General features: G+C 73.5%; 13 protein-coding genes. 7 read left to right on the forward strand and 6 right to left on the reverse strand.

Features of this window, described 5'->3' with window-relative positions; genetic code table 11:
* Positions 1-76: 76 nt before the first annotated feature.
* Together ACFWWQ_RS27200 and ACFWWQ_RS27205 are read right to left on the reverse strand one after the other, a co-directional pair.
* The gene (locus ACFWWQ_RS27200; RefSeq protein WP_384601343.1) at positions 77-1,936 is read right to left on the reverse strand and encodes an ABC transporter ATP-binding protein; all 1,860 of its coding nucleotides are present in this window, start codon (positions 1,934-1,936) and stop codon (positions 77-79) included.
* Complete coding sequence (locus ACFWWQ_RS27205; RefSeq protein WP_384601346.1) at positions 1,933-3,846, reverse strand: ABC transporter ATP-binding protein; 1,914 nt, start codon at positions 3,844-3,846, stop codon at positions 1,933-1,935. The genes ACFWWQ_RS27200 and ACFWWQ_RS27205 overlap by 4 nt, the downstream gene beginning before the upstream one ends.
* Before the next feature lie 278 nt (positions 3,847-4,124).
* Between ACFWWQ_RS27205 and ACFWWQ_RS27210 the strand changes: the two genes are divergently transcribed.
* From ACFWWQ_RS27210 to ACFWWQ_RS27240, 7 genes are all read left to right on the forward strand, one after another.
* A complete protein-coding gene (locus tag ACFWWQ_RS27210) occupies positions 4,125-5,360 on the forward strand; it encodes an Ig-like domain-containing protein (RefSeq protein WP_384601349.1) in 1,236 nt (411 codons plus the stop codon).
* 376 nt (positions 5,361-5,736) lie between these two features.
* Positions 5,737-6,906, forward strand: a complete 1,170-nt coding sequence (locus ACFWWQ_RS27215) for an Ig-like domain-containing protein (RefSeq protein WP_384601352.1) — start codon at positions 5,737-5,739, stop codon at positions 6,904-6,906.
* Positions 6,907-6,991: 85 nt separating this feature from the next.
* A complete protein-coding gene (locus ACFWWQ_RS27220; RefSeq protein WP_384601355.1) occupies positions 6,992-7,759 on the forward strand; it encodes an enoyl-CoA hydratase/isomerase family protein in 768 nt (255 codons plus the stop codon).
* Positions 7,760-8,029: 270 nt separating this feature from the next.
* A complete protein-coding gene (locus ACFWWQ_RS27225) occupies positions 8,030-8,557 on the forward strand; it encodes an ATP-binding protein (RefSeq protein WP_384601358.1) in 528 nt (175 codons plus the stop codon).
* A 549-nt stretch (positions 8,558-9,106) separates the two neighbouring features.
* Positions 9,107-9,619: a hypothetical protein gene (locus ACFWWQ_RS27230; RefSeq protein WP_384601361.1), complete on the forward strand. Its 513-nt coding sequence runs from the start codon at positions 9,107-9,109 to the stop codon at positions 9,617-9,619.
* Positions 9,620-9,753: 134 nt separating this feature from the next.
* Positions 9,754-10,524, forward strand: a complete 771-nt coding sequence (locus tag ACFWWQ_RS27235) for a DsbA family protein (RefSeq protein WP_384601364.1) — start codon at positions 9,754-9,756, stop codon at positions 10,522-10,524.
* A complete protein-coding gene (locus ACFWWQ_RS27240) occupies positions 10,521-11,366 on the forward strand; it encodes a cytochrome c biogenesis CcdA family protein (protein WP_384601366.1) in 846 nt (281 codons plus the stop codon). The genes ACFWWQ_RS27235 and ACFWWQ_RS27240 overlap by 4 nt, the downstream gene beginning before the upstream one ends.
* A gap of 98 nt (positions 11,367-11,464) precedes the next feature.
* Here ACFWWQ_RS27240 and ACFWWQ_RS27245 read toward each other — a convergent pair whose 3' ends face one another.
* The 4 genes from ACFWWQ_RS27245 to ACFWWQ_RS27260 all read right to left on the reverse strand — a co-directional run bounded on the left by ACFWWQ_RS27245 (position 11,465) and on the right by ACFWWQ_RS27260 (position 14,175).
* Positions 11,465-11,806 (reverse strand): hypothetical protein, encoded by a 342-nt coding sequence (locus ACFWWQ_RS27245; protein ID WP_384601368.1) that lies wholly within the window; start codon positions 11,804-11,806, stop codon positions 11,465-11,467.
* 281 nt (positions 11,807-12,087) lie between these two features.
* Complete coding sequence (nadE, locus tag ACFWWQ_RS27250) at positions 12,088-12,915, reverse strand: ammonia-dependent NAD(+) synthetase (protein ID WP_384601372.1); 828 nt, start codon at positions 12,913-12,915, stop codon at positions 12,088-12,090.
* Between the two features lie 57 nt (positions 12,916-12,972).
* On the reverse strand, positions 12,973-13,527 hold the full coding sequence (locus tag ACFWWQ_RS27255; RefSeq protein ID WP_384601375.1) for a GH25 family lysozyme: 555 nt from the start codon (positions 13,525-13,527) through the stop codon (positions 12,973-12,975).
* Positions 13,528-13,719: 192 nt separating this feature from the next.
* Positions 13,720-14,175, reverse strand: a complete 456-nt coding sequence (locus ACFWWQ_RS27260; RefSeq protein WP_384601378.1) for a MarR family winged helix-turn-helix transcriptional regulator — start codon at positions 14,173-14,175, stop codon at positions 13,720-13,722.
* Positions 14,176-14,449 lie beyond the last annotated feature (274 nt).

Consider the following 14,449-nt stretch of genomic DNA (forward strand, 5'->3'; position numbering starts at 1 on the left):
CGCCTGCGCCAGCCCCCCGGCGCCGCGGCCGGTAGTGGGCCTCGGTTCCGGGCGGAGCCGAATCCGCGCCCCCGGCTCACCCCACGCTGTCCCGCCACGCCCGGTGCAGGTCGGCGAAGCGGCCGCGGTCGGATATCAGGGTGGCGGGGGTGCCGTCCTCCACGATCCGGCCGTCGGCCATGACCAGCACCCGGTCGGCGATCTCCACCGTCGACAGGCGGTGCGCGATCACCACCGCCGTCCGGCCGCGCAGCACGGTGTCCATGGCGCGCTGCACCGCCCGCTCGCCCGGTATGTCCAGCGAGCTGGTCGCCTCGTCCAGGATCAGCACGGCGGGGTCGGCGAGCAGCGCCCGCGCGAAGCCGACCAGCTGCCGCTGGCCCGCGGAGATCCGGCCGCCCCGCTTGCGGACATCGGTGTCGTACCCGTCCGGCAGCGCGGCGATGAAGTCGTGCGCGCCGATCGCCCGGGCGGCGTCCTCGATCTCCGCGCGGGTGGCGTCGGGCCGTCCCAGCGCGATGTTCTCGGCGACCGTCCCGGAGAACAGGAACGCCTCCTGGGTGACCATCACCACGCCCCGGCGCAGCTCGGCCGACGGCAGTTCCCGCAGGTCCACGCCGTCCAGCAGGATCCTGCCCTCGGTCGGGTCGTAGAACCGGGCCAGCAGCTTCGCCAGCGTCGACTTCCCGGCGCCGGTCGAACCGACCACGGCGACCGTCTCGCCCGCGGCCAGCCGCAGGCCGAAGCGCGGCAGCACCTCGCCGCCGGTCCGGTACGCGAACCGCACGTCCTCGAAGGTGACCTCCCGCCCGGGCCGCCCGTCGGAGACCGGGGGCAGCGCCACCGGGGCGGACGGCTCCGGGACCGACGGGCGCTGGGCCAGCAGACCGGCGATCTTCTCCAGCGAGGCGGCCGCGCCCTGATACGAGTTGAGGAACATCCCGAGCCGGTCGATCGGGTCGTACAGCCGCCGCAGATACAGCACGGCGGCGGCCAGCACGCCCAGCTCCAGACCGCCGGTCGCCACGCGGTAGGCGCTCCACAGCACGATCGCGGCGACCGCGAAGTTGGCCACCAGCCGGGATCCGACGACGTACCGGGCCATCTCCAGGGCGGTGGCGCCGTTGACGCCCTCGTGGGTGCGGTTCAGCGCGGCGAACGCGGCGTCGTTGGGCCGCTCGCGGCGGAACGCCTGCACCGGGCGGATGCCGTTGACCGTCTCGGTGAACTTCACGATGACGGCGGCGACCGCCGACGACTTGCTGCTGAACACCCGCAGCGAACGCCGCTGGTAGGAGCGGACCAACAGCGCCAGCGGCGCGGCGGAGGCGAGCGCCGCGGCGCCGGTGCGCCAGTCCAGGTAGAGGAGCATCGCGGTGATCCAGACCGTGGAGAGCACGACGGAGATCAACTCCTCCAGGCCCTCGTCGAGGAGCTCGCGCAGCGACTCGACGTCCGTGGTGGCGCGCGAGATCAACCGGCCCGAGGTGTACCGCTCGTGGAAGCCGAGGCTGAGCGCCTGCGCGTGCCGGAAGATGCGGCCGCGCAGCTCCAACAGGACATCCTGGCTGATCCGGGCCGAGCACCGGACGAAGAGGTACTTCAGCCCGCCCGACACCACGGCGCACAGTGCGGCCGCGACCGCCACGGTGACCAGCGGGCCGTGGTCCCCGGCGCGCAGCGCGGGCACCGCGCGGTCCAGCGCGAACGCCACGAGCAGCGGCCCGGCCTGCAGCGCGGCCTGCTGGAGCAGCAGCATCACGGCCGAGAGCGTCACCCATCGGGCGTGCGGGGCCAGCAGCGACCGCAGCAGCCGCCGCGACGCCCCGGGCGGGGCCGGGAGGACGTCCCGTGCGAAGGCGTCCCCGTCCCCGGGCGGCGGCTCGGCCGCGGGCGGATCGGCGGGTACGGCGCCGGGCGCGGGGGCGGTCGTCATCGGGTTCCTCCGGTGGTGCCGCGGGGCCGGGGCACCGACCCGGCCGTCACGGGGCCGGTGCCGGACATCAGCCCGGCGTACTCGGCGTTGTCGCGCAACAGTTGGTGGTGGGTGCCGACGGCGGCTATCCGGCCGCCGGAGAGCAGCGCCACCCGGTCGGCCAGCAGGACCGTGGACGGGCGGTGCGCGACGATCAGCGCGGTGGTGGTCGCCAGGACCTGCCGCAGCGCCGCCTCTACCAGCGCCTCGGTGTGGACGTCGAGGGCGGAGAGCGGATCGTCGAGGATCAGGAAACGCGGCCGCCCGGCGACCGCGCGGGCCAGCGCGAGCCGCTGCCGCTGGCCGCCGGAGAGGCTCATGCCCTGCTCCCCGACCTGGGTGTGCGGCCCCTCGGGCAGTGCGGAGACGAAGCCGTCGGCCTGCGCCACCGCCAACGCCCGCCGCAGATCGTCCTCCTGGAGGTCCTCGCCGCCCATCAGGACGTTCTCGGCGACGGTCGCGGAGAACAACGTCGGCTCCTCGAACGCCACCGACACCAGGCCACGCACCTCGTCCCGGGAGAGCGCGGCGAGGTCGAGGCCGTCCAGGGTGATCCGGCCGCCGGTCGGGTCGTACAGCCGCGGGACCAGCGCCGTGAGCGTCGTTTTCCCGCTGCCCGTGGCCCCCACCAGCGCCATCGTCTCCCCGGACGCGATGCGCAGATCGACCCCGCACAGCGTCGGCGGGGCGTCCCTGGGCGCGTCGGGATAGCGGAACTCGACACCGGAGAAGACGAGACCGCCGGAGCTGCCGGAGTCGCCGGAGCCGGAACACAGGCCGGAGCCGGAGCACGGGCCGGCGCCGTCCGTGTCGTCGTCGGTGGCCCGCGGCCCGGGCGACGGGTCCGACGCCTCCGCCAACGGCGCGTCCAGCACCTCGAAGTACCGGTCGGTGGCCATCGCCGCCTCGTTGCTCATCGCCAGCAGGAAGCCGATGGAGTCCACCGGCCAGCGCAGTGCGAGCGCCGTCGACAGGAAGGCGACCAGGGTGCCGGCCGAGAGCGCGCCGTCCGCCACCTGGACGGTGCCCAGCACCAGCGCGGCGCCGATCGCCAGCTCCGGCAGCAGGGTGATGAAGCCCCAGATCACCGCCAGCAGCCGGGCCTTGCGCAGCTCGGTGGTGCGCAGCTCATGGGTCAGCCGCCGGAACATCCGGGCCTGGCTGCGGTGGCGGCCGAAGCCCTTCACGATCCGGATGCCGAGGACCGACTCCTCGATCACCGTCGTCAGATCACCGACCTGGTCCAGCGCCCGGCGTGCGGCCAGCGCGTACTTCGCCTCGAACACCGAGCACAGGATCATCAGCGGCACGACCGGCGCCAGCAGCAACAGCCCCAGCGAGAAGCGCTGGGTCAGCAGGATCGCGCAGCCCACCAGGATCGTGGCGCCGTTGACCAGCAGGAACGTCAGAGGGAACGCCAGGAACATCCGGAGCAGCTGGAGGTCGGTGGTGGCGCGGGAGAGCAACTGGCCCGAGGCCCAGCGGTCGTGGAAGGAGACCGGCAGCCGCTGAAGGCGGGCGTAGAGCCGCTCCCGCATGGCCGCCTCGACGCCCGCCAGCGGCCGCGCGACCAGCCAGCGCCGCAGCCCGAACAGCCCCGCCTCGGCCACCCCGAGGAGCAGGAGGAAGACGCCGCCCAGCCATACGCCGCCGGGCGCGCCCGCGGCGACCGGGCCGTCCACGATCCACTTGAGCACCAACGGGATGACCAGGCTGATGCAGGACGCGATCACGGCGACGGCCGCGGCCGTGAACAGCCGCGCCCGCACCGGCCGGACGAACGGCCACAGGCGCAGCAGCGACCGCACGGCGGAGTGCCGTGGGGGCTCGGAGGACGGTGGACGGGCGGGTGTGCTCGCGGTGGCATCCATCACAGGCGAGAGTAAGGGCGGCCACTGACAACGCTCATGTGCTTTTCCCGCCGCTCCGGCCCGGCCGGGACTCCGCCCGCCGCTCCGGCCCGGCCGAGTCCTCACCCACTGCCCGGGCCCAGCCCCCGCCCACCGCTCCCGCCGCCCCGATCCGCGCCTCCGCCGGAACCGGCCCCCGCCGCCCCGTACCACCACAAGGCCGCATTTCCTACGGGACACGGCCGTGCCGGGCCGTCACTTCCGGTGCGTTAACCGTCTCATCAGTCACAATTCGTCACATGTCCGGTGATGAGAAGGATCGCGCCCCCCGCCCGCCGGCCCGCCGCCCCGTGCGGCTCCGGCGTCTCCTCCGTCTCGCCCTGGTGCCGGTGTGCGGCCTGACCGCGGTGACCGGCTGCGCCGTCCCCGATCTACTGGGCGGCGACAAACCGCCCGGCCCGGAGCAGGGCATCGACATCGAGCCCGGCGACGGCGCCCGCGATGTCAGTGAGAGCGGACGGTTCGTCATCCGGGTGCCCGACGGGCGGCTCCAGCGGGTGACGGTGCGGCGCACCGGCGACGGCGGCGCGGCGCGGGTGGCGGGCCGGATCGCCCGGGACGGCCTGAGCTGGCGGCCCACCGCGCCCCGGCTGGCGGCCGCGGCGACGTACACCGTGGACGCGGTGGCGCTGGACGGCGCGGGCGACCGCAGATCCCGTCACACCACCTTCACCACCGGCCCCGCCAAGCTGGCCGCCTCGCTCCTCCCCGAGGACGGCGCGACCGTCGGCACCGGAATGATCGTCTCGCTCCAGTTCAACCATCCGATCCCCGACCTCGCCGCCGTGCAGCGGGCCGTCCGGGTCACCGCGGAGCCGGACGTCGAGCTCGCCCCCCACTGGTTCGGCGACCAGCGGCTGGACTTCCGCCCGAAGGAGCGCTGGTGGCCCGGCACCGCCGTCACCGTCGAGATCCGGCTGGACGGCGTCCGGGCCGGCCCCCGGACGTTCGGCACCCAGAGCGAGACCGTCCGGTTCCGCATCGGCAGGGACCGGACGAGCGTCATCGACGCGGCCCGGCACACCCTGACGGTGACCCGGCAGGGGGAGAAGCCGGTGACGCTGCCGGTCACCGCGGGCGACGAGAAGAACCCCACGTACAACGGGAAGATGGTGATCCTGGAGCGGCTGCCGAAGACGCGGATGGACGCCCGGACCGTCGGGTTCGGCCGCGCCTACGACATCCCCGACGTGCCGCACGCGATGCGCCTGACGACCTCCGGGACCTTCCTGCACGGCAACTACTGGGCGGACCCCGACATCTTCGGCGACGAGAACACCAGCCACGGCTGCGTCGGCCTGCTCGACAACAAGGGCGGCAAGGGGGCCACCCCGGCCGGTTGGTTCTACACGCAGTCCCTCATCGGCGACATCGTGGAGGTCCGCCACTCCCGGGACCGCACCGTCGCCCCGGACAACGGCCTCGGCGGCTGGAACATGCCCTGGACGCAGTGGCGAGCAGGGACGGCCCTGTAGCCCCGGGGGCGGCAGCCGACGAGCCGTCAACTCCCTTGCTTGCAGGTCGATATGACGTGCCGCCCCGCCTTGTCCCTCTTTCTCCCTGTCCATCCGCCCGACCGGGGCACGTGCCGCCCTCGCCGGACACCGCACTGTCAGACCGGTGTGGTTATCTAACGGAACGCGCGTGGCCCCGCCCACCGGCGGGCGGTGCCGTGCCGAACGGCGGTGTCCTGCGCGCGGGGGAGTGCGTGCGGCGCGAGGGGAAGAGGGGCCAGAGGTGCATCAGGCGATATCCGGAGAGCCGATACGACAGTCGATACACCGGCGGTCGATACACCGACGGTCGATACACCGGCGGTCGATACGCCGGCGGGCACGGCGCGGCGCGGCCGTGGCCCTCGCGCTCGGCTCCGTCCTCCTCACCGCGGCGTGCGGGAACGGTACGGAAGGGAAGGACCCGGCCGACAGGGCGCGCACCGCGCACGGCCCCTCGAAAGCGGTCCTGACGATCGCGCCCCGGGACGGCGCGGACTCCGTCGCCACCAGCGGCGCCCTCGCGGTGACCGCCCGCTGGGGCAAGCTCCTCTCCGTCAAGGTCAAGGATGCCAAGGGCCATGACGTACCGGGCCGGATATCCGGCGGCGGTACCGGATGGCAGCCCACCGGGCACCTCGGGGTGGCGACCTCCTACACCGTCGACGCCGTGGCCGCCGACGCGGAGGGCCGGAAGGCCACCCGGCACGCCGGCTTCACCACGCTCACGCCGAAGGAGACCTTCACCGCGACGTACACGCCGGAGGACGGTCAGAAGACCGGCGTCGGGATGCCGGTCTCGCTGCGCTTCAGCCGCGGCATCACCGACCCCGCCGCCGTGGAGAAGGCCGTCGAGGTCACCGCGGAGCCCGCCGTCCCCGTCGAGGGCCACTGGTTCGGCAACGACCGGCTGGACTTCCGCCCCGAGAAGTACTGGGCGCCCGGCACCGAGGTCACCCTCCGGCTCCGCCTCGACGGTGTCGAGGGCCGGCCCGGCGTCTACGGCACGCAGTCCAAGAAGGTGGCGTTCACCATCGGGCGCAGCCAGGTCAGCACCGTCGACGCCCGGTCGAAGAAGATGACCGTGGTCCGCGGCGGCAAGAAGATCAGGACCATCCCGGTCTCCGCCGGGGCGCCCGGCACCGAGACGTACAACGGCCGGATGGTGATCAGCGAGAAGCTCCAGGTGACCCGCATGAACGGCGAAACCGTCGGCTTCGGCGGCCAGTACGACATCAAGGACGTCCCGCACGCCATGCGGCTGAGCGCGTCCGGCACCTTCCTGCACGGCAACTACTGGGCGGGCCGGGACGCGTTCGGCAGCCGCAACGCCAGCCACGGCTGCGTGGGCCTCTTCGACCAGCGCGGCGGCGGCGATCCGGCCACCCCCGCCGCCTGGTTCTTCCGCAACTCCCTCGTCGGTGACGTGGTCGTCGTCAAGAACTCCCACGACGAGACGATCCGGCCGGACAACGGCCTCAGCGACTGGAACCTCTCCTGGAAGGCGTGGAAGGCGGACCGCCGCTGAGCCGGTGGTGCCCGGGCCCGGGGTGGTGCGCGGCACGTCGGCGCACCGTACCCAGCGCCGTTAACGACGACTAACCTTTCGCGGTATGACTGTGAACTTCGAGATCGCCGACGGCGTCGGGACCATCCGGCTCGACCGCCCGCCGATGAACGCGCTGGACATCGCCACCCAGGACCGGCTGCGCGAGCTGGCCGGCGAGGCCACCCGCCGGGACGATGTCCGCGCCGTCGTGGTGCGCGGCAGCGAGAAGGTGTTCGCCGCCGGGGCGGACATCAAGGAGATGCAGCGGATGGATTACGCCGCCATGGTGGTGCGGTCCAAGGCGCTGCAGGAGGCGTTCAGCGCCCTCGCCCGCATCCCCAAGCCGGTGGTCGCCGCGGTCACCGGCTACGCCCTGGGCGGCGGCTGTGAGCTGGCGCTCTGCGCGGACTTCCGGATCGCGGCGGAGAACGCCAAGCTCGGCCAGCCGGAGATCCTGCTCGGCGTCATCCCGGGCGCCGGGGGCACCCAGCGGCTGTCGCGCCTGGTCGGCCCGTCCAAGGCCAAGGACCTGATCTTCACCGGGCGGCACGTCAAGGCCGACGAGGCGCTGACCATCGGCCTGGTCGACCGCGTCGTTCCGGCCACCGAGGTCTTCGGCGCGGCGCACGCCTGGGCGGCGCAGCTGGCGAAGGGCCCGGCGCTCGCGCTGCGCGCCGCCAAGGAGGCCGTCGACGCCGGCCTGGAGACGGATCTCGAAACCGGCCTGGCGATCGAACGCTCCCTGTTCGCCGGGCTGTTCGCGACCGAGGACCGCGAGATCGGCATGCGCAGTTTCGTCGAGGAAGGCCCCGGCAAGGCCAAGTTCCGCTGAGGAGCAGGGGGTTGGCGGGGCGCGGGGAACGGCCGGTGCGCCGTGCCTCGTGAGAGGGAATCGCGCCGATCCGGCCCCGTGCGGGCCCGCCCCGTGCCGCCGCCCCGTCAGGTGCCTCCCGGCGCGGTCGCCTCGCAGCTCAGGCAGGTGACGGTGGTGTCATGAACGCCGCCGCGACGGGCCCCGCGACGACCGGAACCCGGCGCTCCCCGGTACGGGATTGCGCCGGTTCCGGTCCCGCGGATATTGCGCGGCGGCCATGATGGGGGCATGGCGGGCCTGGAGGAATCGGAGCAGCCGCAGCCGCTGTGCGGCACGGCTGTCACCTGCCGGGGAGTCCCCGGCGCACCGGAGAGCGGCGGACCGGCACCGGGCGCCCCGGGGCCCGTGGTGCTCGATCTGCTCGGCGACCCTTCCGTGGACGAGGTCCCGTTCCCCTCGCGCCCCGAATCCGCCGGCGCCGCCCGTCGGCTGACCCACCGGGTCCTCCTCGACCAGTGGGGCCTGTCCCCTCAACTCACCGAGAACGCCGTCCTGTTGGTGTCGGAGCTGGTGGGCAACGCCGTACGGCACACCGGTGCGCGGCGGTTCGGGCTGCGGATGCTGCGGCGGCGCGGCTGGATCCGGATCGAGGTGCGCGACCCCTCGCGCGGGCTGCCGTGTCTGATGCCGGTCCGCGCGCTGGACGTCAGCGGCCGGGGCCTCTTCCTCGTCGACACGCTCTCCGACCGCTGGGGCGTGGATCTGCTGCCGCGCGGCAAGACCACTTGGTTCGAGATGCGCACCGGCGACCGCTGAGCCGGGCGGCGTACCGCCCCCGGATGCGCGACTGGGGCCTCCCGCGGGGTGGTGCGGGTGAGGCCCCAGTGTCGCCCCTCGGCGGACGGAAGGGGTGTGTCCGCGGGGGTGGAACGACCTGGCCCGGGTCAATGGGGGTCGTTGGGAACGACTATGACAGGTCCGGCCTCCGATGCCAAAAGTACATTGCGGGCAATATATGACACCGTGGGATCAAGCTCAGGGAGATCCCAGGTGAGGTGCGCCACCGGCCTTGTAAACAACGGTTTGTTTACCAGTTGTCTCGATATATATGCGACGCCGTGGTGGTCTCGTCCGCCGGCTCCACCGCTCGGCGGTGCCGCACCGCCCGTGGCGGACTCCGGTTCTCCCGCGCTGTGCGCCCCGGCGCCGTGCCTCCTCCCGATGGCGGTCCGTGCTCGGAAGGCGGCGCCGCGGTCCGTAGGATGGGGACGCTCGCGGACGGGGATCACCACGGCCGCGCGCGGGCGCCCGCGACGGCGGTGTGCGCCGGGGCAGCCGCGCTCGCCAGGACGAGGAAGGAGGGCCATGACAGCCACCCGCCGACCGGCGGCCGCGATCTGGCTGCTCCTCCTCGCCGTGACCTTCGGCCCGTTGCTCTGCCGTACCGGCGGCGACCAGTCGTGGCGGGCCGTGCAGGCCGCTGCCACGACCGGCCCCCTGGCCACCGGCGCACCGGCCGCTCCCGCCCCGCGTGACGCGGCGCCCCCGGAGGACACCGTGCGCCCGGCGGACCGCCGTACCGACACGGCGCCCCCGACGGGCGACCGCGCCGACGAAGCCCCCGACCGCACGCACCGGCTCGCCGCGCGGACTGACCTCGTCGACGTCCCCCGGCGCTGCTCGGGGCGGCATGCGCCGGGGCCCGACGAATCGGCGCCGCTGCCCACCCCGCACCGCGGCGAACCGCTCGCCCCCGGCGTCGCGGCACCGGCCACGACCGCCGCCGCATCCCTCGCCCGGCCCGTCCCGGCGCGCTCCGATACCGGCCCCGCGGGGCCCGCCGACCCCGCCACACTCCTGCCCGTACTGCGGATGTAGCGGCGCCCCACGCGAGCGCCGCCGCGCTCCCGTGTGCCCGCATCCATCCGGACCGGCCCGTGCCGCGTCGCCGCCCCGCGCGGCCCGCCACCGCCGTCCGGTCCTTCCGCCACCCCGGTACGACTGGAGAACCTGTGCCCACCCTCACCTCACCCACCCGCAAGCTCGCTGCCGTCGGCGCGATCATCGCCCTTCTCGTCGCCGTCGTCGCCATCGGCATCGCGGCCGGACGGGCCGTCGAGGCCGGCCGCGGCCCCAACGAACCGAAGGCCGCCGCCCCGGAACCGCAGGAGGACCCGGCGCAGCGGCGCCTCTACGACCAGCTCGCCGAGCGCACCAGCCGCCGCGAGGCCGGTGACGCCCTGGCCGTCGGCAAGAAGGACGCCCCGGTGGTCCTCGTCGAATACGCCGACTACCAGTGCTCGTTCTGCGGCCGGTTCACCCGCGAGACCCAGCCCGAGCTGATCAAGAAGTACGTCGACGCGGGCACGCTGCGCATCGAGTTCCGCAACTTCACCCTCTACGGCGCCGACTCCGAACGCGCCGCCCGCGCCTCCTGGGCCGCCGGGCGCCAGGGCCGTTTCTGGCAGCTGCACGACGAGCTGTACGCCAAGACCCGTAAGGGCGATGCGCTCGCCGAGGACAAGATCGTCGAGATGGCCCGCACCGCCGGGGTCCCCGACATCGAGAAGTTCCGCACCGACCTCGACAGCGAGGCCGCCCGCAGTGCCCTGAAGAAGGACCAGGAGGAGGGGTACGAACTGGGCGTGCAGTCCACACCGTCCTTCCTGGTCAACGGCCGCCCGGTGTCCGGCGCCCAGCCCACCTCCGTCTTCGCCGACGCGATCGAGAGCGCCGCGAAGGCGGCAGCCGGGAAGACGGCGGGCAAGGGGAGCGGCAAGTGACCGACATCGGCTACCTCGCGGCGTTCCTCGGCGGCGCCCTCGCGCTCGTCAGCCCGTGCAGCGCGCTGCTGCTCCCGGCGTTCTTCGCGTACTCGCTCTCCCACCCGGGGCGGCTGCTCGCCCGCACCGGCGTCTTCTACCTGGGGCTCGCCACCACGCTGGTGCCGCTCGGCGTCGCCTCCACCGCCGCCAGCCGGCTCTTCAACGGCCACCGCGACCTGCTGATCACCGTCGGCGGCTGGGTCGTCATCGCCATGGGGCTCGCGCAGATCCTCGGCCTCGGCTTCGCCTCCCGCCGCGCCCAGGCCGCGGCCGCGCGGATCACCCCCCGCTCGGCCGTCTCCACCTTCCTGCTGGGCTGTGTCTACGGACTGGCCGGGTTCTGCGCCGGGCCGATCCTCGGCGCGGTCCTCACCGTCACCGCGGTCAGCGGCTCACCGGTCTACGGCGCGTCGATGCTCGCCGTCTACGCGCTGGGCATGGCGCTGCCGCTGTTCGTCCTCGCCCTGCTCTGGGACCGCTTCCGGCTGGGCAGCCGCGGCTGGCTCCGCGGCCGGGAACTGCGCCTCGGCAGGCTGCGGCTGCACACCACCTCGCTCCTGTCCGGCCTCTTCTTCGTCGCCATCGGTGTGCTCTTCCTCCGCTACAACGGGACCAGCGCACTGCCCGGCGTCCTCGACGCGGAGGCGGAGTTCCGCGTCGAGGAGTGGGTGGCGTCGATCGGCAACGCCGTGCCGGACTACGTACTGATCGCGCTGGGCGCACTCGTCGTCGCCGTGGTCCTCGGCCGGATCGCCCTGCGCCCGGAGAAGGAGCCGCGGGGACAGGACGCACCGGAGTGACCCGACGGGCGGCATGAGACGGCCCCGCAGGCCCCGGCCCGGCGCGACGCGGCGCCTGCCGGGGCCTCGGCCTGTCCCGGGCCCCCGCCGCGCCCGCCCTACGCGCTGCGCCGCCCGCCGGGCCGTTGGCGGCGGTGGTGCAGGCGGACCGGGGCGTCGGCCCGTCTGCGGCGGTCGTTGCAGAGCAGGCATTTGCCGTAGCCGGGCGGCAGCGGGTCCTCCGGGTCGCCGTGGAGGGGGTCGACCGCGCCGTGCGGATGGAGCGCACAGCCGGTCGGGCCGGTGGCCTCGCCGAGCGAACCGGCGGCGGTGAGCGCCCGGCGGAGTGCGTCGACGAGCTGGTCGGCGTCCCGCCGGGTCGGCGTGGCCCGCAGGGACGAGGCGATGTCGGAGGCGGTGGTCAGCGCGGTGCGGAGTTCGCGCAGCTGTGCGTAACCCATGCCTCGGAGCGTAGGCGCCCCCACTGACAGTGGATCTTCCGCTCGTGCTTCGTGGTCTCCCATGGCCGCATCCCTGCCCGCCGCGGCCGACGTCTTAGCCCCCGGGAGCTTGCTGTCGCCTTACCGGCGCATGACAGGTCCGTCCCCACGGCCGGGCCGGGCGGACGGGCCCGCCCGCGTGCGCCCGGACGGCCTGCCCCGTACGTGCGCGGGGCGCCCACCGACGGCGCAGGGCCCGCCGTAAAGCGCACCGGCGGGCCCTGCGTATCGCGCATCGGCCGTCACGGCGCGAGCGGCAGCTCCCGCTTGTGGGCGGTGAAGCGGTAGCGGCGGACGATGGCGTCGCGCACGGCGTCGTCGACCGGCCGGCCCTCCAGGAAGTCGTCGATCTGGTCGTACGTCACCCCCAGCGCGTCCTCGTCCGGCTTGCCCGGGTCCAGCGTCTCCAGGTCCGCCGTCGGCACCTTCACGACCAGCTCGTCCGGGGCGCCCAGGGCCGCGGCCACCGCGCGCACCCGCCGCTTGGTCAGGCCGGCCAGCGGGACGACGTCGGCGGCGCCGTCACCGAACTTGGTGAAGAAACCGGAGACCGCCTCGGCGGCGTGGTCGGTGCCCACGACCAGACCGTCCTGGGCGCCCGCCACCGCGTACTGCGCGATCATGCGCTGCCGGGCCTTGATGTTGCCCTGGACGAAGTCCTGGTGGGCGGCGTCGCGGAACCCCAGCCCCCCGGCGACCGCCGACGCCAGCGTGGCATCGCTCGCCGGACGGACGTCCACCGTCAGCAGCCGGTCCGGCCGGATGAAGTCCAGCGCCTGCTGCGCGTGCTTCTCGTCGGCCTGGACGCCGTACGGCAGCCGCATCGCGAAGAACGTCGCGTCGTGGCCTGCCTCCCGGGCGCGCTCCGCGGCGAGCTGGCACAGCCGGCCCGCGGCCGTGGAGTCCACGCCGCCGCTGATGCCCAGCACGAGGGAGCGCAGGCCCGTGGAGGTCAGCCGCTCCGCGAGGAACGCGACCCGGCGCTCGATCTCGTGCCCGGCGTCGAAGGACGCGCTCACCTGGAGATCCCGGGCGATCTCCTGCTGGGTCATGGACGCCGGGTCACTCACGGCTGCTCCTCGTTCTGTCGGAATCCGGTCGGCCGGACGCACCGGCCACCGGAAACCTTATGCCGGGTGCGCCCACTTCTTGAGGGCGGCCTTGCTCGCGAAGTCCGCGACGTCCTTGTCGAGCGGCCGGTCGGTGTACTGGTGGATGCGCCACTTCGCCTTGATCCGCGGATGCCCGGCCGTGACGTAGTCGGCGATCCACAGTCCGTCACCGGCGTACGAGGAGGTGTCGTGGTTCAGCCAGAAGCTGCGGTTGCAGTAGAGCATCACCCGGTGCGTGGGGCGGAGCTTCTTCACCTCTCTCAGGAACTGGTCCTTCTGCGCGTTGCTCGCGTAGGTCCCGCTGCCGGTGGTCTCCCAGTCGGCGGCGAGGATGTCGCCCCCGACCGAGGCGCACTTCTCGACGAAGTACCGCGCCTGCGCCGCGATGTTCCCCGGCCACAGGAAGTGGTAGAAGCCGACCACGCACCCGGCCTTCCGCGCCTTCGCGGCCTGCGCCGACTGGTGGGGGTTGATGTACGAGCGGCCCTCGGTGGCCTTGATGATCACGAAGTCCAGCCCGTCCGTGGAGAACGACGTGTTGTACGAGCTGACATCGACACCATGCAGCATGAGCGGCCTCCCGCCGTTCCGACCTGCTTCTTCGAACCGTCCACTGCGTTCCAGCAGTTCAGCACGTTCACTGGGGAAGACGCCAGATCGCTACCGGGAAGTTCCGCAGGGTGACGGCCGGTTGGCGCGAAGGGGGGAAACCACTACGGCGCGGGACGGTTGAGGTGACGGAGTCGAAAAGGCGACCGAGGGTCAGCCGATGGGCTGCGTGGGATGGCGCAGTTGTTCGGCGGCGTCCGAGACGCGGCACAGCAGCTCCACGAAGACGGTCTGTTCGGACGGCGCCAGCGGGGAGAGGAAGAGCTGGTTCATCCGCGCGGTGCGCACCGCGAGCTTCTTGTGGACGCGGACGCCCTCGTCGGTGGCGCGCAGCGCCGCGCGGCGGCCGTCGCGCGGATCACGGATCTTGTCGACCATCCCGCGCACCACCAGCCGCCGGATCACCTCGGCGATGGTGGAGCGGTCCAGACCGACCCGCTCGCCGACCGTGCGCTGATCCAGCCCGCCCTCGTCGACCAGGGAGTTGAGGACCGCGAACTGCGGGGAGGTGACCTCCTCGGAAACCATGGTCGTCCACAGCAGGGTGTGTGCCTGCTGGAACCGCCTGGCCAGGGGCCCCGGATAGCTGCTGAGGTCGAGCGTGGTCACGCCGCCTCTCCTTCCCCGTCGAAGCTCGGGTCCGTACGCACCGTGCGTCCGGAGCGATACTCATTGTAGCGGCGCGCCGTGCCCGAGATAAGTGCCTTGACCAGGGAAGATGTGATATCGAGAACCGGTCGGCAGGCAGGTTTCCGTGTCTCTGCGGGCGTCCGGCCACCCGAAGCCCCCGGGGCCCGCCCCCGCGCGCCCGGCCCCCGGGGCCGCCCCCACCCCTCCATGTATTTCACCCCGCGCCCCCCCCCCCCGCGGGCCGTGTTCTTGA

This window comes from Streptomyces sp. NPDC059080 (genome assembly GCF_042739975.1).
Taxonomy (GTDB): domain Bacteria; phylum Actinomycetota; class Actinomycetes; order Streptomycetales; family Streptomycetaceae; genus Streptomyces; species Streptomyces benahoarensis.